26 protein-coding genes and 1 other RNA gene are annotated in these 23,910 nt (G+C 34.9%); 11 read left to right on the top strand and 16 right to left on the bottom strand.

The window, feature by feature from the left end:
- Positions 1 to 433 precede the first annotated feature (433 nt).
- The 5 genes from LQU93_RS06605 to recA form a co-directional block, all read right to left on the bottom strand.
- Positions 434 to 1,066, bottom strand: a complete 633-nt coding sequence (locus tag LQU93_RS06605; RefSeq protein WP_229933095.1) for an NAD(P)H-dependent oxidoreductase — start codon at positions 1,064 to 1,066, stop codon at positions 434 to 436.
- 61 nt (positions 1,067 to 1,127) lie between these two features.
- The gene (locus LQU93_RS06600) at positions 1,128 to 1,946 is read right to left on the bottom strand and encodes an AMIN domain-containing protein (protein ID WP_229933094.1); all 819 of its coding nucleotides are present in this window, start codon (positions 1,944 to 1,946) and stop codon (positions 1,128 to 1,130) included.
- A gap of 4 nt (positions 1,947 to 1,950) precedes the next feature.
- Positions 1,951 to 2,238 (bottom strand): septum formation initiator, encoded by a 288-nt coding sequence (locus tag LQU93_RS06595; protein WP_229933093.1) that lies wholly within the window; start codon positions 2,236 to 2,238, stop codon positions 1,951 to 1,953.
- Positions 2,235 to 3,485: a phosphopyruvate hydratase gene (eno, locus tag LQU93_RS06590; RefSeq protein WP_229933092.1), complete on the bottom strand. Its 1,251-nt coding sequence runs from the start codon at positions 3,483 to 3,485 to the stop codon at positions 2,235 to 2,237. The genes LQU93_RS06595 and eno overlap by 4 nt, the downstream gene beginning before the upstream one ends.
- Complete coding sequence (gene recA, locus LQU93_RS06585; protein ID WP_229933091.1) at positions 3,482 to 4,573, bottom strand: recombinase RecA; 1,092 nt, start codon at positions 4,571 to 4,573, stop codon at positions 3,482 to 3,484. The genes eno and recA overlap by 4 nt, the downstream gene beginning before the upstream one ends.
- A 181-nt stretch (positions 4,574 to 4,754) precedes the next feature.
- On the opposite strand from recA, the gene LQU93_RS06580 reads away from it, so the two are divergent.
- The 7 genes from LQU93_RS06580 (at position 4,755) to LQU93_RS06550 (ending at position 10,700) form a co-directional block, all read left to right on the top strand.
- Positions 4,755 to 4,985, top strand: a complete 231-nt coding sequence (locus LQU93_RS06580; RefSeq protein WP_229933090.1) for a FeoA family protein — start codon at positions 4,755 to 4,757, stop codon at positions 4,983 to 4,985.
- On the top strand, positions 4,973 to 7,492 hold the full coding sequence (gene feoB, locus LQU93_RS06575) for a ferrous iron transport protein B (protein WP_229933089.1): 2,520 nt from the start codon (positions 4,973 to 4,975) through the stop codon (positions 7,490 to 7,492). Before LQU93_RS06580 ends, feoB begins: the two co-directional genes overlap by 13 nt.
- Positions 7,493 to 7,567: 75 nt before the next feature.
- Entirely contained in the window at positions 7,568 to 7,876 is a 309-nt protein-coding gene (locus LQU93_RS06570) for a hypothetical protein (protein WP_229933088.1), read from the top strand.
- Positions 7,877 to 7,901: 25 nt separating this feature from the next.
- Positions 7,902 to 8,723, top strand: coding sequence for a DUF4198 domain-containing protein (locus LQU93_RS06565; protein ID WP_229933087.1), 822 nt, complete (start codon positions 7,902 to 7,904; stop codon positions 8,721 to 8,723).
- Positions 8,724 to 8,762: 39 nt separating this feature from the next.
- A complete protein-coding gene (locus LQU93_RS06560; RefSeq protein ID WP_229933086.1) occupies positions 8,763 to 8,897 on the top strand; it encodes a FeoB-associated Cys-rich membrane protein in 135 nt (44 codons plus the stop codon).
- 904 nt (positions 8,898 to 9,801) lie between these two features.
- On the top strand, positions 9,802 to 10,065 hold the full coding sequence (locus LQU93_RS06555; RefSeq protein ID WP_229933085.1) for a hypothetical protein: 264 nt from the start codon (positions 9,802 to 9,804) through the stop codon (positions 10,063 to 10,065).
- A 398-nt stretch (positions 10,066 to 10,463) separates the two neighbouring features.
- Entirely contained in the window at positions 10,464 to 10,700 is a 237-nt protein-coding gene (locus LQU93_RS06550) for a hypothetical protein (RefSeq protein WP_229933084.1), read from the top strand.
- A 19-nt stretch (positions 10,701 to 10,719) separates the two neighbouring features.
- On the opposite strand, the gene ruvB is transcribed toward LQU93_RS06550, so the two are convergent.
- Both ruvB and panB read right to left on the bottom strand, forming a co-directional pair.
- Complete coding sequence (ruvB, locus tag LQU93_RS06545) at positions 10,720 to 11,748, bottom strand: Holliday junction branch migration DNA helicase RuvB (RefSeq protein ID WP_229933083.1); 1,029 nt, start codon at positions 11,746 to 11,748, stop codon at positions 10,720 to 10,722.
- Between the two features lie 2 nt (positions 11,749 to 11,750).
- A complete protein-coding gene (panB, locus tag LQU93_RS06540; RefSeq protein ID WP_229933082.1) occupies positions 11,751 to 12,548 on the bottom strand; it encodes a 3-methyl-2-oxobutanoate hydroxymethyltransferase in 798 nt (265 codons plus the stop codon).
- A gap of 83 nt (positions 12,549 to 12,631) precedes the next feature.
- On the opposite strand from panB, the gene LQU93_RS06535 reads away from it, so the two are divergent.
- Complete coding sequence (locus tag LQU93_RS06535; RefSeq protein ID WP_229933081.1) at positions 12,632 to 13,036, top strand: Hpt domain-containing protein; 405 nt, start codon at positions 12,632 to 12,634, stop codon at positions 13,034 to 13,036.
- A 38-nt stretch (positions 13,037 to 13,074) separates the two neighbouring features.
- Positions 13,075 to 13,433: a transfer-messenger RNA gene (gene ssrA / locus LQU93_RS06530) on the top strand.
- Positions 13,434 to 13,812: 379 nt separating this feature from the next.
- Here the strand turns inward: ssrA and LQU93_RS06525 are convergent.
- The 9 genes from LQU93_RS06525 to LQU93_RS06485 all read right to left on the bottom strand — a co-directional run bounded on the left by LQU93_RS06525 (position 13,813) and on the right by LQU93_RS06485 (position 21,549).
- Positions 13,813 to 14,079, bottom strand: coding sequence for a tetratricopeptide repeat protein (locus tag LQU93_RS06525; RefSeq protein ID WP_229933080.1), 267 nt, complete (start codon positions 14,077 to 14,079; stop codon positions 13,813 to 13,815).
- Positions 14,051 to 14,257: an SEL1-like repeat protein gene (locus tag LQU93_RS06520; RefSeq protein WP_229933079.1), complete on the bottom strand. Its 207-nt coding sequence runs from the start codon at positions 14,255 to 14,257 to the stop codon at positions 14,051 to 14,053. Before LQU93_RS06520 ends, LQU93_RS06525 begins: the two co-directional genes overlap by 29 nt.
- A gap of 205 nt (positions 14,258 to 14,462) precedes the next feature.
- On the bottom strand, positions 14,463 to 15,470 hold the full coding sequence (tsaD, locus tag LQU93_RS06515; protein ID WP_229933078.1) for a tRNA (adenosine(37)-N6)-threonylcarbamoyltransferase complex transferase subunit TsaD: 1,008 nt from the start codon (positions 15,468 to 15,470) through the stop codon (positions 14,463 to 14,465).
- The gene (locus LQU93_RS06510) at positions 15,467 to 16,744 is read right to left on the bottom strand and encodes a M99 family carboxypeptidase catalytic domain-containing protein (protein ID WP_418884070.1); all 1,278 of its coding nucleotides are present in this window, start codon (positions 16,742 to 16,744) and stop codon (positions 15,467 to 15,469) included. Before LQU93_RS06510 ends, tsaD begins: the two co-directional genes overlap by 4 nt.
- Before the next feature lie 12 nt (positions 16,745 to 16,756).
- Positions 16,757 to 18,010: a uracil-xanthine permease family protein gene (locus LQU93_RS06505; protein WP_229933077.1), complete on the bottom strand. Its 1,254-nt coding sequence runs from the start codon at positions 18,008 to 18,010 to the stop codon at positions 16,757 to 16,759.
- Positions 18,010 to 19,107 (bottom strand): 1-deoxy-D-xylulose-5-phosphate reductoisomerase, encoded by a 1,098-nt coding sequence (gene dxr, locus LQU93_RS06500; protein ID WP_229933076.1) that lies wholly within the window; start codon positions 19,105 to 19,107, stop codon positions 18,010 to 18,012. The genes LQU93_RS06505 and dxr overlap by 1 nt, the downstream gene beginning before the upstream one ends.
- Positions 19,089 to 19,823: a phosphatidate cytidylyltransferase gene (locus LQU93_RS06495; RefSeq protein ID WP_229933075.1), complete on the bottom strand. Its 735-nt coding sequence runs from the start codon at positions 19,821 to 19,823 to the stop codon at positions 19,089 to 19,091. The genes dxr and LQU93_RS06495 overlap by 19 nt, the downstream gene beginning before the upstream one ends.
- 45 nt (positions 19,824 to 19,868) lie before the next feature.
- Entirely contained in the window at positions 19,869 to 20,192 is a 324-nt protein-coding gene (locus LQU93_RS06490; RefSeq protein ID WP_229933074.1) for a hypothetical protein, read from the bottom strand.
- 40 nt (positions 20,193 to 20,232) lie between these two features.
- Positions 20,233 to 21,549, bottom strand: a complete 1,317-nt coding sequence (locus LQU93_RS06485; RefSeq protein WP_229933073.1) for an NFACT family protein — start codon at positions 21,547 to 21,549, stop codon at positions 20,233 to 20,235.
- A 118-nt stretch (positions 21,550 to 21,667) separates the two neighbouring features.
- Between LQU93_RS06485 and LQU93_RS06480 the strand changes: the two genes are divergently transcribed.
- Both LQU93_RS06480 and LQU93_RS06475 read left to right on the top strand, forming a co-directional pair.
- Positions 21,668 to 22,192, top strand: a complete 525-nt coding sequence (locus LQU93_RS06480) for a TonB-dependent receptor plug domain-containing protein (protein WP_229933072.1) — start codon at positions 21,668 to 21,670, stop codon at positions 22,190 to 22,192.
- Positions 22,193 to 22,260: 68 nt separating this feature from the next.
- Positions 22,261 to 23,790, top strand: a complete 1,530-nt coding sequence (locus tag LQU93_RS06475; protein WP_229933071.1) for a TonB-dependent siderophore receptor — start codon at positions 22,261 to 22,263, stop codon at positions 23,788 to 23,790.
- Positions 23,791 to 23,910: the final 120 nt, after the last annotated feature.

Genomic DNA, 23,910 nt, shown 5'->3' with positions numbered 1-23,910 from the left:
AAAGAGATAACTTTTTGTTACACTTAAAAGAGTGTGAATTTAGATTTAATAACCATGACAATCTCTATTAAATTTTATTAAAATTGATAAGAGAAAATAGGGTTAAGTTAATTGAGCCAAGCTTTTATAAGATGATAATTTAAATAGTTTTATTTGTAAGATAGTTTGCAAAATTATAAATAATTGATTTGTCTTGAAATTTATGCTTTATTGTAAAGTAGCTTTAAATAATCAAATCAAAACATAGTAAAAAGTAAATTTTATTGTTCGCTTACAACCACGGTAAAGCATAAATTTTACAAAACCATATGGCTATTGCAAACAATCAATAAGGCTATAAAATTGATAAGTTAAAAAAGATAAAACTAATACCCATATGGTGTTATTTTTGGATTTTGCAGAGTTTTAGGGATGGGAAATTTCCACTTCCCATTTACTCAATCCATGTTATTACATCATCGGTTTTACGACGATATTTTGGCGGTTGCTCGTTTAGTCTGTAGCCAACTGGTATCATTATAGCGACTCTGTGCTTTTTGGTGTCTATGTTTAAAATTTTACCAACAGCGTGTCTATCCATGCCCTCTATTGCACATGTGTCTATGCCTTTAAAGGCAGCAGCATTCATTATGTTGGTTGCTGCAAACATACACTGGGCGTGTGCCCAAGTATATAAAAGCTCGTCATCATCTTTAAAATTCTCAGTTATGAAATTTTTGTAGAAATTAATTCTGTTTTGAAGCTCTTGTGGCGTCTTATCTGGACGACGTTTTATCATATTAGCAACATATTGGCTATCACTTTTTAAATCGCTAATTTTAGCTAACACCACTATTAAGTGCGAACAAGATGTCATTTGCACTTGATTCCAGCTTACTTCACGGATTTTTTGCTTGAGCTCTTGATTTGTTATGACAACAAAATCCCACTGCTCAAGTCCTGTTGAGCTAGGGCTAACACGTCCAGCCTCTAGTATATAATCGATATCTTCGCGACTTACTTTTTTATTTTCGTCAAAAATTTTACAAGCGTGACGAAAGTTTATTATCCCTAAATAATCTTTCATTTATTTCCCTTATTTTTGAAATTAAAATACTAAATTCTAGCTTGTAAATTTAAATAAAATTTTAATTATTTAGTTTTATTTCATATCCTTGATTATCGCTTAGTTTTACTAGTTCATATTTGTGAGCTTTGTCTAGTGTGATGACGGCTCTGTATCTGCCTTTGTGCCAACCAAGACGAATATTTTTAAAAAATTTCGTATCGATACTTAGTGTGTCTGTTTTAAAGCTTTTTTGTTCTTTTAAGTCGATAACTATCTGTTTTTTTTCGTATATAAAGTGCTTTACAAGCTTGTCGCTAGTTAAAATTCTAAGTGTTTTTTCATCACCCACATCAAACCTAATAAAATCTTTAAATTTTACACTTTTTATAGGAATATTAATCTCTATGTTGTTTGATGTATTTGCGTCAGTTATAACTTGCTTTTTGTCTGGTATCTTCTCGCCAATTTCTTCTTTTACTACGCCTATTACCGGAGCGGACGATGGCATTATTTTAGCATTTGTTGTATTTGTATCGACAATAACCTCTTTTATGACGCTATTTTCAGGCATTGTTACTGATACGTCTAGTTTTGGTGTAACTTGTGGTTTTGGATCGTTTAGTTTAATTAATGCATACTCGTTACGTGGATTTATTGTCTTATTTATATCAATCGTTTTTTCTTTCATTGAGCCATCAGTTGCCCTATATTGGACTTTTATGTTTAGTAACAAACTAGTATCGCTTGGAAATTTAACATTTTGTCGTTCAAAATTTTCATACTCTTCTTTTATATTTGTTGTTTTTACGCTAGTATTTAAGTCCCCTGTGGCAATGAATGGATTTTCTCTAGCCACAATTGATAAAAATATACATGAAAGCAGGTAAAATTTTCTCATATTCTCACTTTTTGGTAGACTCAGGCTCTAGTTCTTTTAGTTCAAAATACTCCTTTAAAAGCCTTGCATTTTGTTTTTTCAGATATTCAACATCGTTTTTAAGGCGTTCTTTTTGGTGTTGAAGCCCTAGCATAACATCAAGAGAACGTTTGCCAAACATTATGTTTCCAACATACATGCCAAGCATTACAACACAAAAACTAACACCTAGGTATTTTAAAAATACCAAAAAAGAGTATGCTTTTTTAGATTTTTTTTGGCTATCGTCATACTCTTTTAAAATTTCACTCAAATTCCGTTTCCTAGAAATTCATCTGTTTCGTTTTCTATCTCGAGTAAGCGATTGTATTTTGCATTTCGCTCACTTCTTGATGTTGCTCCAGTTTTTATCTCGCCAGTATTTAGTGCCACGGCAAAATCAGCTATAAAGCTATCTTCGCTCTCGCCGCTTCTATGACTCATCACGCAACGATAACCATTGCGTTGTGCTAGACGAACAGTTTGCATAGTTTGCGTTACTGAGCCTATTTGATTTGGTTTGATTAGCACAGCATTTGCTACGCCCTTTTCTATGCCTTGTCTTAAAATTTTCTCATTTGTTACAAATAAATCATCGCCGACTAATTGAATTTTATCACCAAGTGTTTTAGTTAAGCTCTCCCAGCCACTCCAATCATCTTCGTCTAATCCGTCTTCTATAGAAAAAATCGGATATTTTTCACATAGCATTTGATAATACTTTATTAGTTCATCGCTACTTAGTACCTTGCCCTGCACTATATATTTGCCGTCCTTATATAGCTCAGATGCTGCGACATCTAGTGCCAGTTTGATCTGTTCTCCAGCCTTGTATCCAGCTTTGGCTATTGCTTGCATGATTAGCTTTATTGGTTCTTCGTTATCAGCTAGATTAGGTGCAAAGCCGCCTTCATCGCCTACTGCTGTGCTATGTCCTTGCTCGTTTAGAATGGATTTTAGTGTGTGATATATCTCAGTTGCTGCACGAAGAGCGTCGCTAAATTTTTCAAAACCAAACGGCATTATCATAAATTCTTGAAAATCCACGCTATTGTTTGCGTGAGCACCGCCGTTTATGATATTAAACATCGGCACTGGTAAAATACTAGCATTAGCCCCACCCAAATATCTATATAGTGGCATATTTAGGCTTTTTGCTGCTGCTCTAGCTACCGCCATAGATACGCCAAGCACAGCGTTTGCACCTAAATTTGAGTAGTTTTGTGTCCCATCAAGTTCTCTCATTTCATCATCTACTGCTTTTTGATTATAAGCATCTAGTCCTATAATGGCTTCAGCTATTTTTTCATTTACATTAGATACAGCCTTTAAAACGCCTTTGCCACAATATCTCTCATCTTTATCGCGAAGCTCTAGTGCTTCTTTTTTGCCAGTGCTTGCACCACTTGGAACTATTGCGTGAGCAGTTGTGCCATCGCTTAGAGTAACAAATGCTTTTATTGTTGGATTTCCCCTGCTGTCTAGGACTTCTATTGCACTTACATCTTCTATATATGTCATTCTTCGTCTCCTTTTGTGTCCTCGTCGCCATTGTCATTTAACAATCCAGCAACTCCCATTGAGTTTTTAATCGTTTCTATTATTTCGTTTGCGATATTTGGATTTTCTTTTAGATATGCTTTTGAGTTCTCTCTGCCTTGTCCAAGTTTTGATGCTTTGTAACTAAACCAAGCACCAGATTTATCAATTACGTCAAGTTTTACACCGTAGTCAATAATCTCGCCCTCTTTACTTACGCCCTCGCCGTACATTATGTCAAACTCAGCTGTTTTAAATGGAGGTGCAACTTTGTTTTTTACAACTTTAACTTTTGTGCGGTTTCCGATAGGCTGTTCGTTTTGTTTTAGCGTTGCTACGCGCCTTACATCAAGGCGAACTGATGAGTAAAATTTAAGTGCATTGCCGCCTGTTGTTGTCTCAGGTGTGCCATATCCAGTCATGCCTATTTTCATTCTTATTTGGTTTATGAAAATTACAGTAGTTCCCATTTTATGAACAATACCTGTTAGTTTTCTTAGAGCTTGGCTCATAAGTCTTGCTTGTAATCCCACGTGCTGATCGCCCATGTCGCCATCTATCTCGGTCTTAGGAGTTAGTGCGGCAACGCTATCAACTACGATTAAATCAACAGCTCCGCTTCTAGCTAACGACTCAACGATATCTAGTGCTTGTTCGCCGTAATCTGGCTGAGATACATATAAGTTATCTGTATCTACGCCTAAATTTTTGGCATAAACCACGTCTAATGCATGTTCTGCATCAACAAAAGCACATATACCACCTGCTTTTTGAGACTCTGCGATGATGTGAAGTGTTAGAGTTGTTTTACCAGAGCTTTCAGGGCCGTAAATTTCAATAATCCTGCCTTTTGGAACTCCGCCTATTCCAAGTGCTAAATCTAGTCCAATTGAGCCTGTCGGTATAAATTCTATAGGCTCTACTTGTTTATCACCAAGACGCACCATTGTGCCTTTGCCAAATGCTTTATCTATGCTTTTTAAAGCAGCTTCAAGAGCCTTTTTTTTATCGGCTTCTGTTTTTGGTTGCTCTAGCGTGTCTTTGTCTTTTTTTTTGCTTTTTTCTTCCATGATTAACCTTAGATAAAATTTCCGCTGATTTTATCTAAAAAATATGAAATTTTACTTTAACAACTGTGTTAAAATGCTACATTTTAAATATTTTTTGATAAGAATTATTGAATTTATATTATGCAAAGGTTAAAAGTATTAAAATTACACTTTGATGCTTATTAGAGTAAAAAGGGTGTGTATGAAACTGAGTGAAATTGGAGAAAAACAACGCTGTAAAATCACAGCCATCTTGGCAAAAGATAAGCTTTTGCAAAAGCTTTTAGATATGGGATTTGTCATTGGTGCCGAGCTAGAAGTAGTAAGAGAAGCACCACTTTATGATCCAATGGAGCTAAAAATACATAATTATTTAATAACTTTAAGAAAAAGTGAAGCAGTTTTAGTTAAGGTTGAGCCATGCAAGAGTTAAAAGTCGCACTAGCTGGACAACCAAATTGCGGTAAATCAACTATATTTAATATGCTTAGTGGCATTCACCAGCATATTGCAAACTATCCTGGTGTAACGGTAGATAAAAAATCTGGCTATTTTGATCTAGGCGATATAGAAGTAGAGATGGTGGATTTGCCGGGGACTTACTCGTTTAGTTCATATTCGCTTGAAGAAAAAGTTGCAAAAGAATTTATTATAAACGAAAAGCCAGACTTGATTTTAAATATCGTTGATGCATCAAATTTAAAGCGAAATTTATATTTGACATTCCAGCTTTTAGAGATTGGTGTGCCTGTTGCTATTGTGCTAAATATGTGCGATGTTGCTCAAGCTCGTGGCATAAAGATAGACGATAAAAAAATGTCTGAAATTTTAAAATGTCCTGTTGTAAAAGCTAGCGCAAGAAAAGGCGAGGGCAAAGATGAGATATATGAAATTTTAAAAAATGTTGATGAGATTAAGAAAAACTATAGCGAATTTAAAATCAACTATGACGAGCTTGAAAAACACATTGTGTCACTTCAAACGAGTTTAAATTTTGAAGATAGTGGCATCAGTAGGCGTTGGCTATGCATAAAAACACTTGAAAAAGATACTAGTATAATTGAAATTTTAACAAAAAATAATTCAAACATAAATGATGTCATAGAAAAACAAAGACAAGAATTTCATGATCATTATGACAAAGATGTTGAGAGTTTTTTGGCATCGTTTAGATATGAGAGTGCGGATATTATATTTCACAAATGTGTTACTGAGACAAAAAAAGGCAAAGAAACCATCACTGATATAGTGGATAGGTATGTGTTAAATCGGTGGCTTAGCTTTCCATTTTTACTGCTTATCATATTTATAACGTATGAAAGCAGTATTGTATTTGGATATAAGCTAACAGAATATACATGGCCTATTTTTGCATGGATTAAGAATTTTGTTTCAGATTTGTTGCCAGCCGCCGATGTAGCAAAAATACCTATGATAACCGATCTTGGCATATGGCTTGTTAATTCAGCCATTGCTTTGCTTAATTATTTGCCGATATTTTTTATACTTTTTGCCTTGATTGCGATTTTAGAAGATGTTGGATATATGCCTAGAATGGCATTTATACTAGATAAACTATTTAGAAAATTTGGACTTCATGGACAAAGCACTTTACCACTAGTGCTTGGCGGTGCATTTGTTGGAGGGTGTGCGGTGCCTGGTGTAATGACAACAAAGGGCATATCTGATGATAGGGCTAGAATGGCTACTATTTTAACCGTTCCGCTTATGAATTGCTTGGCAAAAGTGCCATTTTATACTTTGCTTTTGGGTGCATTTTTCCCACAAAATATGAGCATTATGATGTTTTATATATCAACTGTGACAGTTTTGGCGGCGTTAATTATTGCTAAGTTTCTTACTTCCACTATACTTAAAACACGTCATACCGCACCTTTTGTTATGGAGCTTCCGCCTTATCATTTGCCAACTTTCAAAGGCGTTATTTTGCGTTCGTTTGAGAGAGTTTGGGTGTATATTAAGAAGGTTTGCACTATCGTCATTGCTGTTGCTATCGTGTTGTTTGCTCTGCTTCAGTTTCCAGGTGTACCTAATGATATAAATGATAGATTAAACGCCGATGAAGAAAAAGCGATTGAAAATTTTATCAAATCTGCTGAAAAAACAGGCTATAAAGATTTGCTTGACACTCGTGAATCCGTGGCTGATGTTTTAAATTTCTACGATGGATACAGAGCCAAAAAAATGGGTGGAAGCAAGAGCGTGGATGATGAGTATGCTAAGAAAAATCCAGAATTTTATAAATTTATCAAAGTTGATAAAGATGATAAAGATGCAAGGACTATCAATACAGCCCTTCGCAAACTTTCAACCGCTAGAAACAAGATTTTAAGAGAGCAAAAAGAGGCTAAGATCGAGCATTCTGTGCTTGGAATGGCAGGTCGTGCTTTAGAGCCGATTTCTAGGTTTGCTGGATTTGATTGGAAGATAAATGTCGCATTTTTAAGCTCATTTGCCGCACGTGAATCTGCTGTGGCAACGCTTGGAAATATCTATGAAAGTAACAAAGATGATTCAAGCATCAGGCAAGTAGATGCTAATGCTAGTGTTGCTGAAGCTGGTGAATTTGTGGAGCAAACACTAAGACCAGAAGAGCAAATGGCTAAAAACAGCGGTTATACACCACTTCATGCAGCGTCTATTATTATTTTTATGTTACTTACTCCACCTTGTATTGCCACAATGATAGTTGTAAAAATGCAAACAAATAGCTACAAATGGATGGCATTTGGGATATTTTTCCCATTTGGCTTGGCACTACTTGTTTCATCGCTGTTTTTTACTATCTCATCGATTTTTGGATTAAGCGGATTAATGGCTATGAGTATTTATTATTTCTTGCTTGTATTTATTGTGATAGTGCTTTGGATGATGCCTGAAAAACAGATAAACTGGAGCGGAGGAGTTCAAAAAATATGATAAATTCAAGAAACTATTTAACTTTAATTTTTGTGATTAAGCAGATTATTAAATTAAATTTTTAAAGGAGATTGTATGAAAAAGTTTTTGTTTTCATCATTTTTAGTTGCTCTTATGAGCCAATCAGCTTTGGCACACACGGCTTTAATGAGTTGTTTTGATAATGGTGATGGAAGTGTAACTTGCGAGGCTGGTTTTAGCGACGGTTCAAGTGCGAGTGGTGTTGAATTTAGCGTTATTAAAGATGGCAAGGTTGTAGAACAAGGCAAATTTGATAAAGACAGCAACTATACATTTAAAAAGCCAGATGGTGAATATCAAGTAAGAATGTATGCTGGCGAGGGACACGAGGTTATAATTAAGTCAAAAGATATTCAAGAATAAATCAAATTTTACTGAAAGGATTTTCATGATTAAAAAAGCTTTAATCACATCAGTTGTGGCAGCTGCGTTTGCTACATCGGCGTTTGGGCATTTTCAGATGCTTTATACTCCAGAATCAGCACTAGAAAAAGGCACTACCATACCTTTAAAAGCTGTTTTTACTCACCCATTTGCTGATGAGCATACTATGGATATGGGTTTGCAAGAAGATAAAAGCAGACTTGGCGTATTGGATTTTTATGTAGTTCATAAAGAGCAAAAAACTGATCTAAAAGACAAGCTAAAAGAGATAAAATTTAAAGGCAACCATAATACTGGCATAGGATATGAGACATCATATCAAGCTAGAGGTATGGGTGATCACGTTTTTGTTCTTACTCCTGCACCGTATTATGAAGCAAACGAAGAAGCATATATTCAGCAAATCACAAAAGCAGTTGTGAATGTCGCTGGTTTGCCTACTGATTGGGATGCTGAGCTTGGCTTAAAAGCTGAGATCGTGCCACTAACTAAGCCATATTCAATATGGACTGGTAGCACATTTACAGGCATTGTTAAGGCTGATGGTAAGCCTGTTCCATTTGCCGAAATAGAAGTAGAGTATCTAAACTACGATGTAGATATCAAAGCAAATGCGACTGGCAAAAAAGCTAAAGTTGAGGCTCCACAAGACAGCTTTGTAACTTTAACAATCAAAGCAAATGCGGCTGGAGAATTTACATTTGGCATACCTAAAGCTGGTTGGTGGGGCTTTGCGGCACTTGGCGTAGGACCTGATAAAGAGTATAAAGGCAAAGAACTAAGCCAAGACGCGGTTATTTGGGTTCAAGCAAAAGATATGAAATAAAACATGGGCGAGGATTTCTCGCCTTTTTAAGGATGAAAAATGAGTGGTATAGAAGCTGTTGTATTAGTGGCACTTGCGCTTGGTGCTGGGTATTACATATATGTTAGAGAGTTTAAAAGCTCCGGTTGTGGGTGTGGCAAAAAGGGATGTTCAAATAAAAAACAAAGAGGTTAGATATTTGCTTTAAAACTATAGATTGTGCTTTTGTTGGACTTTGCTTTTGGTTTTTGTTGTGTAAATTTTATAAATTTGGCAAAATGTGCTTTGTTACAATGTGAATTTTATCTCTAAACTAAATCATATTTTGACTATGATTTAGTATTGTTGTTTGTAAATTTTAACTCTGTTTATTTGCGGCTTTAAGTTCCTTTATACTTTTACGATTTTTCAAAAATCTCATTTATTTACTTGTTTTTATTGCAATTTAGACGATATGCATTTTTATGTCTAGATTTATGCTTTATGCTATTAAATTTAAGCATCTTATCTTTGCAACACTTTAGCACAATAACAAACCTTTACTTTTACTATTGGCTAAGCGAATAATTCGTTTTTAAACATGGATTTTAAATTTATCTTTTAAGTTTGTCTTGTAAAATTTAAAACAAAACGCGGCATTTATCTTAGATACTTAATGTCACATTTGTGAGTTTTTTGTGAAAGAGATTTTGATATTAATAAAGCCAACCTTTAAAATAAAATTTTCATAAGCCACCATAAAAGATTTAAAATTTTAAACCAAATTTAATAATCAAATAAAGCATAGCAATCTTGATGCTTGATTTGCAAAAATTTAATTAGAAATTTCTCGTGATAACTAGCTTGTAATAGCATTAAACAATTTTGTTGTTTTTGTCAAACTATAACGTGGCAATAAAATCGCAAAGGACGTTGTCGTAAATTACAAAATACGCATAATTTAACAATAGCACATAAATACAGATTAGTTTGTAAAATTGCGTTTTATTTAGCAATTTTCATCTTGACTTTGTTAAATTTTGCACATATTTTATGCTTTTAAGAAAATTTTTATGGGGGGAGATAGAATAGCATTAACATTTCATTTAAAGGATATGGTATGAGTAGTTTTACACCTTTTGTTTGTGAGCCAAAGGTTTTATTTGAAGGAGAAGATGGGTTTGTGGTAGTTTTTGGAGAAATGCTAGGTGGCAAATCTCGTGTAGGCATGAGATGGAGTAAGAGTAACTATCCTACAGCAAGAAGTGGCGATATAGCCTATTTTTTGCTAAGCGAAGAGCTTGATTTGAGTTTTATTGTTAGTTTATTAGGTGGCAAGAATGATGAAAATATCAAAAATGCTATAAAAACGATAATTAGCTAAAGGGATAAAAATGAAGCTTGTAGTCTCTTTTTTATATTTTTATCTCTTTGCGTAAATGTTTTTGCAGATGTTTCTTATAGTTTAAGATACGGCACAGATGAATATTCATTTACATTAACTTCAAGAGTGGATGATTTAAAAGTATATGATTTTATCGTATATGACATTTTTAAATGCACAGATGCCTTTTAGTGCAAAACTAATATTACAACTTGATGGTCAAAATTTGATAAAACTTTTTCTCTTAGAATAATGCCTGATGTCAATGATTTAAGAATAGATAAATTCTCATGCCTTATGGTAAGGAAAATGCAGGGTGTGAAGTGCAGTGGATTAAATTCCAAGGAGAAGATTGGTTTGTGTTTTGGACTTATTAAGGAGCAAAAAATATAAAAGTTATGCATCATAAAGATAAAGGCAGAAAGCATATTAAACAATATACTGAAGACGAATTTTTAAAAACATATGATTTAAATTCGAGTATTAATTTATCAAAAGATTATACAATTAATTGGGATGAAAAAAGGTGCGAAAAAATCAAAATTTATACAAACTATGGCGAGTTTGACATAGACTCACTATTGTTGCCTTTTGATGCAGATTGGATAGCTAAAACCAATCAGCAAAACGAGTAGTGCATAAATTAATAATGCACTACTCATCAAATAGACTTTTTTGGTTTGTTTTTAAATCTTGTGGTGGCGAAATTTTAAACACCTCATACGCCTTTGCTGAAGCGATCCTGCCACGAGCCGTTCGCTCGATATAGCCATTTGCCAGTAAATACGGCTCAAGCACATCCTCAATCGTGCCTTCATCCTCGCTCATCGCCGCTGCTATCGTGCCAAGCCCTAGTGGGCGGCGTTTGGCTTCGAGTAAAATTTCAAGGTATTTTATATCCATCTCGTCAAAACCTAGCGAATTTACACCAAGTGCGTCAAGGGCTTCTTTGCTACGCTCATGCGAGATGAAATTTTCATCATTTATCTCGGCAAAATCTCGAATTCGCTTAAGTAGTCTCAAAGCAATACGCGGTGTGCCACGAGAGCGTTTAGCCACTTCAAGAGCGGCGTTTTTATCGCACTCTTTGCCAAGTTTTGCCGAAGCGATGGTGACTATCTTTGAAAGCTCTGATGGCGTATAAAACTGAAGCCTAAAGTCCATGCCAAAGCGATCACGAAGCGGTGCTGAGATCATGCCAGCACGAGTTGTTGCACCGATGAGAGTAAATTTTGGCAGGTCGATTTTGATAGTTTGTGCAGCAGGTCCTGAGCCTATGATAATATCAAGGCGAAAGTCCTCCATTGCAGGATACAGCACCTCTTCGATGGCTGGGCTAAGCCTGTGAATTTCGTCGATAAAAAGCACATCGCCCTCTTGTAAATTTGTAAGTATCGCTGCTAAATCGCCACTTTTTTCGATCATCGGAGCGGCTGTCATCTTTATAGCCACGCCCATTTCGTTTGAGATGATGTGAGCAAGTGTCGTTTTGCCAAGCCCTGGAGGCCCGTAAAATAGCACATGATCTAAGCACTCGCCACGCTTTTTGGCAGCTTTTATAAATACATTTAAGTTTTGCTTTATCTTTTCTTGACCGATGTAATCGTCAAAATTTACTGGACGCAACGATGTTTCATAATCGCTCTCAAAGCTTACCTTTTCTATCTCGACTATTCTATCCATTATTATGCCCTATATTCAAACTCTTCGCTAGGAAATTTTATTTCACGCACCTCGTTTGTGTATTTTTGCACAGCATCTTTAACTATTTTAGCACCATCTAAGTAGCGTTTTACAAATTTTGGCTTAAACTCATCAAAAAATCCAAGCATATCAGACCATACAAGCACCTGTCCGTCGGTATCGCAACCAGAACCAATGCCTATTGTTGGAATACTAATGCTTTGGCTGATTTTTTTAGCAACTTGGCTTACAACGCCTTCTAATACCACGGCAAACGCTCCTGCTTCTTGCAAGGCGAGTGCTTCGTCAAGTAAGCGCTTTTCGTCATCAATGCTTTTGCCTTTGATTTTGTAACCACCTTCAAACCGAACTTGTTGTGGCATTAGTCCAATGTGTCCGCAAACACTTATTCCCTCGTCGCACAAACGCTTTACTAGTGGCGCCACTCTTAAGCCACCCTCTATCTTTACACTATCGGCTCCACCTTGTTTGATTAGTTTAATAGCGTTTTTAAGTGTGCTTTTTTCATCGTAGCATGTGCCAAATGGCATATCGGCTATTACTAGTGCTTTATTTGCAACTTTACTGACGGCTTTTGTGTGATAAAGCATAGCATTTATGTCAAGACTAAGCGTGTCTGGCTCAGCATTAAAGCTCATATTTAAACTATCGCCTACTAATAAAATATCAACAATGTCATTAAAAATTTTAGCAAATAATGCATCGTAGGCCGTAATCATAACAATTTTTTTATTGTTTTTCATTTGCATAATCTTGCTAGTTGTTAGCTTTTTATCCATTTTGAAAACCTTTTAATAAAAATTTTATGATATTTTAGCAAATTTTTGCTACAATATCCTTTGAACCGTTGCAAGGATATATTATGGGAATGCTAAAAAGTTTAGAAGTTGATTATTCATATGATATAGTTGAGGAGTTTTTGTCGCATTATTCACTAATGTGCGATATACTTGAACCATTGGTTATTAATCTAGGCAGAACCGATAAATATGGTGAAAATATCAGAGAACTTTTTAGAATTTATCATAACATCAAATCAGCTGCGAGCTATATGCATCTTGAGCCGATTGTTAAACTTGCGACTTTTGCTGAAGAGGTTTGCAGTGAGGCTAGAGATCTTGTAGGTCCTGCAAATGATGCATTTATTGACTGGTTGCTTTTGGTTTGTGATCAATTAAATAAGTATAAAGATGACCTAGAAAATGACGCTGATTTTTTTAGTGTGCTTGAGCCTCATATCATAAATATCCCAACAAAACTTGACTAAAATTTAAAAACGCTGTAAAATACGCTTTCTTAATTTATGGGGACGACTTGGCTTCGACAGGAGCAGAGTGGTCGTGGTGGCATGTCGCTTTGGACAAAGCGTAAAAAGTCTAAATTAAATTTAAACGCAAACAACGTTAAATTCGCTCCTGCTTACGCTAAAGCTGCGTAAGTTCAGTTGAGCCCTTTGCCCTTTGATACTATCTAAGAGGTTGCAAAGGTTATCTAGATAGTGTAGTTTTGGGGTTTGACGAGCCTTAAGGCGAAGCCTAGTCTTAGTCTAGCTTTTCGTTTTGGAAAGTGAGCGTTGCTAGATGAAATTTTCACTTTTGCTAAGCATGTAGAGGCTGCGGTTGTTTTGTTTTTGGACAGGGGTTCGATCCCCCTCGTCTCCACCATTTAAGCATTTATTTAGTTTTAAATACTTTATTTAGCTTCTAAAATACGCAATTTTATACTTTGTTAAAGTTTTCATTTAATAAAATTTGATTTAGCTTAATTTGATGGTTTGAGTATATGCGGATATGTTTAAAAACAAAGATTAGTCCAACTATCTTGCTAAAAATAACTGCAAATTAAATCCGCACTACAATAAAGCTATAATGTAGTAATACAAAGGTCTAATATTTAAATTTTACACTGCTTTTATACAGTATTTTGGTAAATTATCTAAATGTCATCGCTACTGCTTAGCTTTTAGATATGATTTTTAGGGCTTTTGTAAGTATTAAGCCCTCAAATTACTCTCATAGACATAAGAGTGGACTAGAAAATAGATTATTTATTTAATATCTTATAATAATCACAACCTATCTGCAACCCCATATCACAAGCTTTGCCAAAATACTCTTTTGCTTTTTTTAGATCTTGTCTTACACCTTGACCTTGGGCATACGAAACCCCAAGATTATGGCAACCTTGCACAAACTCACCATCACAAGCTTTACTATGAAGCTCTGCTGCCTTTTTAAAATCTTGTCTCACACCTTGACCTTGACTATACAAAACTCCAAGATTATAACAACCTTGTACCTCCCCCATCATCACAAGCTTTTTTAAAAAATTCTGCAGCTTTTTGATAATCTTGCTTTTCATAATATTTAACTGCAAGATCATAGCAAGATAAAGCGTTTTTATTACTACACTCGCTTTGTAATAGTGCTATATCATCAGCAAACACCACATTAAGAGTCACTAACAACACTAAGATTAATTTTTTCATTTTGTCTCCTTTAAAGTTTAAATTATAATAGAAGAGGCTTACAAAAGATTTAAAAATATATAAAATTTAATGTGTTGGGTAAGTAATTTAAAATCAATAGTCCAAAATATAAGAATTTACTTTTGTTTAAATTTTATGCATAATAAACAACAGTAACTTTAAAGCTTAAAAGCACATGCAGTATTATATTATTAGCTTAAAACGCTTATAACAAGAGAGATGTTGTCCTAGGTGACATTTTTATGTCTTTATAATTACTTAGATCGTTGTTTATGTATCTTTCTCGTCCAGCACGTGCAATCATAGCAGCGTTATCCGCACAAAACTCAAGCGGTGCCAAAAGTAGTTCGCACTCATATTTTTTGCAAATTTCATCAAGTCTAGCTCTTAAGTTTAAATTTGCACTTGCACCGCCAACTACGCCAAATTTTTTAAAATTTCTCTCTTTAAATACACGTGATAGCTTATCCATGATATGCTCACATGCCGCATTTTCAAAGCCATAGCATATATCGCTTATATCGTTTTGATTTAATTTACCACTATCTTTTAGTCTCTGTATAGTAACCCGAACCGCATTTTTTAATCCAGAAAAACTATACTCAAGCCTTTCATCGCCCTTTAATGGCACGGGGAATTTAAACCTATCTTTGCTTTTGCAGTCCAAAGCCATCTGTGCTACTACGCTACCGCCAGGATATCCAAGCCCTAGCATTTTAGCGACTTTATCAAAGCTTTCGCCAAAGCTATCATCGCCTGTACTTGCTAAAATTTCGACATTTTTGCTTTCATCTATGCTTAGTATCATCGTGTGTCCGCCAGAAACCAAAAGCACACCAAGCGGCAAAGAGATCTCACTTTGTAAAAAGAGAGAGTAAATGTGCCCTATTAGATGATTTACACCAATTATCGGCACTTTTAAGCTCATACTAAGTGTTTTTGCCATGCTCACTCCGCCTATTAAGCTCACACTTAAACCCGGCTCATTTGTCACAGCGATGGCTTTGATTTTTGTAAAAAATGGTCTAATTTCATCAAGAAGTGCTGGTAAAGCTTTTGTATGAAGCCTTGCTGCAAGTTCTGGTACAACGCCTCCCCATGCTGAATGCTCAGCGTCTTGCGATATCTTTTTATGATGTATTAGTTTAAGTCCATCAATACTTAAAAGTGCAACTGAGCTATCATCGCAACTACTTTCAATGCCAAGTATCATTCAAACTCCACCAATATCATACCAACGTATTTGTTGGTAGAAATTTCGTAAAATTCTACTCTAAAATTTTTGCCATTTTTGTCTATTGAAAATCTATTTATCATATTTTTTAAGCTTACATTCTCGCCACTTTCATCTATATTTTTTGAGTTGTATCCGATGATATTGGCTCTAATTTTATTGATTTTTTCGATATTAAAGCTATTTTTCACGCTTATTTTATCTCCGCTTTTGGCTACAATCTTAACTCCATCCGCTATTACATTTATGGCATCTAGCTTCTTGCCGTATTCAAAATATTGCGGATTTAGGCGAGTTACGTATCTGTTGCCGTATTGAATCTTGTAGGTATTGTTTTCTTTGATGACGGCTACGAGTGGGTTTGATGAAGTGTATGAAATTTCGCCTTTTTTAAGCGGTATGTATGTTAAGTTTGCTCTTGTATCAAGAAGATTTAGATTAAACATGCCATCAAATAGGCTAAGTTGTATCTCCTTTTCTATAGCTTTTTTCACATTTTGCACGTTAAGCTCAAATGGCTTATTAAACTCAATTCCCATTGCTCTCATATACTCTTCAATTGCCAACAAGTGATAGTAGGTGCGCTGCTCGGCGTTTAAATTTTTACTTGCCTCGTTTGCAAAAGCTGATTTGTTTTGTGTAACGGCATAGTATGTAAGAGATTTTAACATCTCTATGTCGCCTTTTGCTGTGTGGGTATTTTTAACGTGATAAAAATGGCTTTGATTTAGTAAATTTTTATTAATATGATCTTTTACCCTGGTTGCCATCGACATCAAATCAGGATATGTAGAGCCTGATAAAATTTCTTGATCTATTATGCACGTGCTTCCCCATTTTTGAGGATTTATGTCTTTATTTATATATGTATCGTTATAAAATCCGCTTCCATCGTGTAAATTTAAAATGAGTGCCACTTTTGGATCGGAGATTAGTTTTTTAATGCTTGTAACAGCCTTGTAATCTGGATCATTTTTGTCAATATGTGCAAATTTCCTATTCATATCGCCTTTTGTTCCACGACTTCTTTCAATTATGCTTGGAAAATTTAAATTTGGCACGACCCAAACACTACCTTTTGTGATGTTGTAATCAGTAGCCACAATAGAAGCAGCCAAAAATCCGCCTGGCTCATCGCCTTGAATGCCACCTATTAAAAGAAGTGTGTTGTTATCTTCAATGCCCTTTTTTATGAGAGCATACTCAAGCGTATTTGCATTAATAAAAATAGAAAAAAATATGCAAAATTTTATTAAAATTTTCAATCAATACCCCTCAATATGCCTTGTTTTAGGTAACAATAAATTTAAAATTATTCCCACAATTGCACCAAGTCCAACACCAGAAAAGCTTGTAAATTCAAGATCTATAATCATGCCGCCTATTGCAAAGATAAAGATTAATGATACTATTATAACGTTTCTTGGATCGGCTAAATCGACTTGATTTTTTATTAAAATTTGTATCCCAACACTTGCGATTATGCCAAACAAAAGTAACATTATGCCACCTATAACTGGTGCAGGTATCGTGCTAAGAACTGCTCCAAGCTTGCCAACAAACGCCAAAATAATTGCAACAATTGCTGTCCATGTCATAATGGCAGGATTGTATGCTTTAGTAATACTAACAGCTCCAGTTACTTCAGAGTAGGTTGTGTTTGGCGGACCACCAAACATTCCAGCCAAGCTAGTGGCTATGCCATCGCCTAAAAGCGTGGTTTTAAGCCCAGGATTTTTTAAGAAATCCTCTTTAGCTACGTTTGATATCGTCGCCATATCTCCAATATGCTCTATGGCTGGTGCTATGGCAATAGGCAACATAAACAAAATCGCTGCTAGTTCAAAGCTTGGTGCTACGAAATTTGGCACATTCAGCCATGTTGCTTTGTCGATAGGGCTAAAGTCAATAATACCAATCAAATATGACAATAAATAGCCAGCAGCTATGCCGATTAAAATAGGTATTAGTCTAAACAGTCCTTTAGCAAGCATCATTACCATGATTGTAAAAAATAGTGTAACAAAGGCAACTAGTAGTGCTTGTGATTGTGTGTATATACTTTTTTCGCTTACACTCATTATCATTTTAACAGCAGCTGGTGCTAAGATTAGACCTATAGTTGCTACAACTGGACCAACAACAACGGGTGGTAAAATTTTGTGTAAGAAATTTTCGCCATATATTCTGATTAAAAAACTTAAAAATACATAAAATAATCCAGTAGCCATAACTGCCCCCATTGCCGCAGATACTCCCCACTGGTTTATGCAAAACTGAAGTGGAGCGATAAATGCAAATGAGCTTGCTAAAAAAATAGGCGGTATATTTTTACTGGTAGTGACTTGAAAAGCGATTGTGCCAACACCTGCAGTAAATAACGCTACACTTGGATTTAATCCAGTTAAAATAGGCACTATAACCAATGCTCCAAATGCAACAAATAAAAATTGTGCTCCCATTAGTGCTTGTTTTGGGCTAAATCTAAAATCATAGCCTTGATATTTTGTTTGTTTCATTAAATTAATCCTAAAAATTTTTTTGTTTCTTTTCTGATTTGATTATCTATGACAAATAGTTCATCTTGAGTTAAAATTTTGATATTTTTATGCTCCTTTGTAGCTTTTAAAACTGCTTTTTGGATATCCAAAAACTTGCATTTTTGCTCCAAAAACGCATATACAGCAATCTCATTTGCCGCATTTATTACTACGCCAAGATCGGGATTTGATAAAAGCATATCTTTTATGGTAAAAATTGGATATTTTTTGTGACTTATTGTATGAAATTTTAACGCTTTTAATCCTATAAGATTTTCGTGTGGCGTTATTTTGTTATTAACGTTTTTAAGTATTGCATGAGCTATGGCTAAACGCATATCAGGACGTGAGATGTGAGCGGTGGTTGAGCCATCTATAAACTCAACTAGAGCGTGTATAACAGATGTTGGCTCTATAATGGCATCTATATCACTGATCCCATAAAGCCAATACGCCTCCATTATCTCAAATAGTTTATTTGCCATACTCGCACTATCTATTGTGATTTTGGCACCCATATTCCAGTTTGGATGTTTTAATGCGTCGTTTGGTGTCACGTTTTTTAAGGCTTTTATTGGTGTTTTATAAAACGCTCCGCCACTTGCCGTGATGATTAGTTTTTTTACTTTTGTCTTATTTTGAAGTAAAAATTTCAAACCAAAATGTTCGCTATCAATAGCATCTAAGTTTTGCTTTTTTATAAATTTCCCACCCACAACTAGGCTTTCTTTGTTTGCTAACGCTAGTTTTTTACCAAGCTCTTGTGTTTTTAGGCTTGGCTTTAAACCAGCAAATCCGACCAATGCATTTACTACCGTGTCTGATTTGCACACAGATAGCATCTGCATCATGCCGTTTTCACCGACAAATACATTAGTATGTTTTACATTTTTGGCTTGTTTTTCATCATTTATGCAAACATATTTTGGATTAAACTCTTTAATTTGCCTATTTAAAATTTCAACCTTTGAGTTGCAACTTAGAGCTTCAATGTTGATTTCATGTTTTTTGCAGATATCTAGCGTATTTGTGCCGATGCTGCCAGTAGAGCCAAGTACTACCACGACAACGCCCATAACAACACTGGGGCTGCAAATAAATATCCATCAATTCTATCAAGTACTCCACCATGTGAGCCTAATGTCGAGCCACTATCTTTGATATTTGCACGGCGTTTTAAGTAGCTTTCAAAAAGATCGCCAAATACTCCAAATGCACATATTAAAAAACTTGTAAAAGCGGCATGGATTGGTGCTTCTAGGATGTAATTTCCTATCATTGTACCAACAACTGTGCCTAAAAATAGCCCACCTAAAACGCCTTGTATTGTTTTGTTTGGAGAGCTTGGGCTAAATGGTGTTTTGCCATATTTTTTGCCAACAAAATATGCTCCACTGTCACTAGCCACTATGGCTAAAATAAGCCATGCTAGATATTCTATTGAGTATTGAGAATACAACATCCATAATAAAAATATCGGCATCATCGGATATATCAGTGGTAAAACTAGGCGCATACTTTCAGCCTTTAAATATGCTTGAATTGACGCTACAACAAGTATTGCCAATATAGCGATAAAGACGGGATTTGTCACATAAGTAAGCGTATAAAAAACTAACGAAATTAAAACTAAATTTTTATGTTGATTTAGTTTATAAATTTTTAGAGATTCATTCATGGCAAAATATAAAACCACGCCTATAATAATGAAATTTAATACATAACTATTTATATAAAAAATAAACAAAATACCAACCAGCAACATGAGCCCAGTCGTCACTCGCTCTTTCATTTTCACTCCTTAAACTTATCATTTTAGCAAAATTTTGCTTAACTTTTAGATTTTTATATCCAATATATGCTTTTGTTTGCTTGTGATTTCATCTTCTGAAATTTGTTCTTGTTCTTGCTCGTTTTGGTTTTCTTCATTAAGCGATTGCTCTTGATCGCTTTTGTTTTTTTCGTGCTGGTGTTGCGGATCGATTTTATACGTTTCTTCGGTCGGACGAATTTCAGTAATTTCTTCATTTAAATCACTTGCTAGTTCGTTTGCCATTGCATTTGCTAGATCAAATCTTGCTTGTTGATTAGCTTGTGTTGCTGAGGCAACTGGGGCATTTTGGTTGATGAAGTGGATATTTGCAATTGGTGTTACTGACATATTTTTCCTTTCGCAACTTAAAATTATTTTATGACTAATCTCACTCTTTAAAAACTATAATCGTCGAATAATGAATATAATTTACATTTGAGCCATTTAAAATTTTAACATTTTGACGTCTTGTGTAGTCTATCTCGTATCTGCCAGCACTGCTAATACTCATATTTAAGCATATTTTTGCACCAAATTCTAAAATTTCATCACTTGGCTTTGCTTTATTTGTTTTTATGATAACGTGTGCTGATGGGATGTCTTTAACATGCATCCATATGTCATCTTTTTTAGCATTTTTAAGTAATTCAGCGTTTCCTTTTTGGTTTTTGCCGACCGAAATTTTGCACTCTCCAATATAAAAACTTTGTGTGTTTTCACTCTCGTTTTTTTGATTTTTGCTTTGGTTTTTGCGTTTTGGATAGATGATTTGTAGTTCATTTATTGTTTTTGCGTCTTGAAGCAATGATTTCATGCTGTGATAAAATTTTAGCTTTTCTTCTAAATTGTTTCGTTCTAAATTTAATCCATTTGCCTTTTGTATTAAGCGTTTTGCTTTGGTAAAGTATTCGTTAGTAGCCTCTTTTGGGCTTTGGATTAGGTTGTATTTTATTATTTTGCCATCAAAACCAAGAAGTTCAAAATTTCTATCATAATCATTTAATTTTGCTAAATTTGCAAGTAAAAGTGTGGCTGATGAGCGTAAAATTTCGGCTTCTTTTAGCAAGTCATTTTCATTTTCAAGATTATTTAAATTTGCGTTTAAATTCTCTATTTTTTTGTTTATTTGTGAAACTTTTATACTTTTTATCTCATTTAAATTTTTATTATTTATTCTTTGAAATTCATCTTTAAAATACTCTTTAAAATCCAGTATTATCTGAACTGATTTTTCTTTTATTTGTATTGGTGGCAGGTGTTTTAACTCTTTGCCTGGCTTTATGCTTCTGTGATCGTTTTGAGTATGACGCAAAGCATCGACAATAATGTCATTTTCATCGGTTAGCACAGCATTTGTAAAACGTCCTGTAAATTCTAAATAAAGCTTTGATTTTACGCTTTTGTATGAGCCTGATTGAATAAGCTCAAGCAGTAAAATTCTATTGTTTTCTAGACAAGTTATGTTTAAAATTTTGGCATTATTTAGCCTTTTTTTAATTGCAATGTCAAATGGTGCATTATACTCTTTTGCTGCCTTAAAATCGTCGTTTGTATATATTGATGAGTCTGATTTTGATAAGTCAAAAAAGTATTCTTGCTTATCAAAATATATAAGTATTATCATATCTGCTACACGCTTTATGCTTGTAACTTTTTTGTATGAGTTAAGATAGTTTGCAATTTGTCTTAAATGGGCGTATTTCATGCCCAATATTATATTTTAATTTGCTTAAAATTAAGAAAAGTGAAATTTGAATTATGTTTTTATTTTATTAAAAAACATGCTGTATAATGATATAAATTTTCAAAATTACAGGAGTTTTATGGGTAAAAATCTTAGTTTGATAGCTGTTTTGTGTGCTACTTTACTATATTCAAATGATAGCGTAATGCTAGATGAGATAAACGTCATAGAGAGTGCTGATGACGGATATAGGGCAAAGATGAGTGAGATAGGCAAAACTACCACGCCTATACTTGAAATACCACAAACCGTAAATGTCGTAACCAATCAGCAACTAAAGGACAAAAAGCCACAGAGCTTAGCTGAGAGCTTACAAAATGTGAGTGGCATAAGCTATGGAAACACGACTGGTGGGATATTTGATTCAATTATCAAGCGTGGATTTGGCGGTGGTAGAGATGGTTCTATTATGAGAAATGGCATACCAGCAACAGTCATGCATAGCTATAACAAAACGGTTTTAAGTGTTGAGGTACTAAAAGGTCCAGCTAGTTTATTATATGGTGCACAAGAGCCAGGTGGCATCATAAATATGGTAACAAAAAACCAAAATATGAGTTTGAAAATGAAATTTGGCTCGGTTTTGGTAACAAAAACTATATAAACTCAGGCTTTGACACAACTGGAGCCATTGGCGAGAGTGGATTTGCTTATCGTTTTATTTTTGATTATATGAAAAAAGATTATTGGCGTGAATTTGGTGATTATGAAAATTATCTATTTGCACCGAGCATATCGTATAGGGGCGATGATTATGGTATAAATTTCGCATATACGCACACAAAGTCTTTAAGTCCGATTGATAGAGGATGCTATATCTATCCAGTTAGCGGCGAGTTTTTGCCTGTAAGTGCCAAAATCAGGCTAGATGAGCCATACAACAGACTAAAAGTAGACGTTGATACGATTGATGTAAATTTTGAGAAAAATATCGCAGAGAGTTGGCTGCTACGTGGTGGTTATGGATTTTCTCAGTCTAAACACGAATACGGTCATGCAAGGGTGCAAACATACAATCCAAACACTGCAGCACTAAATAGAAGAGCTGAGTACTTTGATGGCTTCATACATCGCACACATGCTGGTAGTCTAACGTTAAATGGAGTATTTGACACAGGCATTATATCTCACGCACTACTTTTGGGCGTGGATGCTAAAGACTACTACCGCTACCGTCCAGGTGCTTTGCAAAATCCAAGTGGCACGATAAATATCTATAATCCAGTATATGGAAATTTAAGCCTACCAACAACTAGACAAAAAACCATCCAACATCAAAAACTAAGAACCTTTGGCATATATGCACAAGATAATATCAACTTAACAGATGAGCTTATTTTATCACTTGGATTAAGATATGATTATTACGATCAAGTGGCTAGAAACAGCTATGAAAATGCGCCAACAACGGATCAACAAGATGGTAAAATGACTTATCAATTGGGGCTTTTGTATCTGATTGCACCGGAGTGGAGCATATATACAAACTATGCACAAAGTTTTAATCCGCAAATGGCAATTAGTGGCGATAATATCGGCTCAATCGAACCTGAAGAGGGCGAAAGCGTTGAGTTTGGGACAAAATTTCAAAATGATAGCATTACGGCAACAGCAGCGATGTTTAACATAACAAAGAAAAATATTGCACGAACCATACAAAGCACATATGTGCCAGTTGGAGAGGCTAGATCTCGTGGCTTTGAGTTTGACTTTAATGGACGCGTGAGTAAAGGGCTTAGTTTGTCAGCTAGTTATGCTTATACAGATGCTAAATACATAAAAGATAAAGGCTCATATGCTGTGCTTGTTGGCAAGGCTCTTGAGGCTACGCCAAAACATCAAGGAAGTGTGTTTGCAAACTATGACTTTACTCACCTTGGTGCAAAAGGTCTTAGAGTAGGTGGTGGGGCTAGATACTTTGGCTCGTGGTATACGTATTATCTAGGCACAAATAAAACTCTAGCAAATGCTGGTATCACTTCAGGACATCAATACAAGCTACCATATGCAGTAGTTTATGATATGTTTGCTAGTTATGATACAAAAGTGCTAGGACATGATACAAATTTCTCATTTAATATTAAAAATTTAACCGATAAATTATACTATCAATCATCATCTATTGGCACAAATGCACAAGTTATCCCTGTGCAAATGGGCTATGCAAGGCAGTTTATGTTTAACGTAGCTGTGAAATTTTAAATGCTTTGTTTTGGTATATGTTAAAGACATATTTTTGCTTAATAGACTTATTGCCAATCAAGACAAATATTTTTTGATTGAATTATATGCGATGGTGTTTGCAAGTTGTTGCTACTTTAT

The sequence above is a fragment of the Campylobacter majalis genome, from assembly GCF_905120465.1.
Classification (GTDB): domain Bacteria; phylum Campylobacterota; class Campylobacteria; order Campylobacterales; family Campylobacteraceae; genus Campylobacter_A; species Campylobacter_A majalis.
This window is presented reverse-complemented; position numbering and strand designations above follow the sequence as displayed.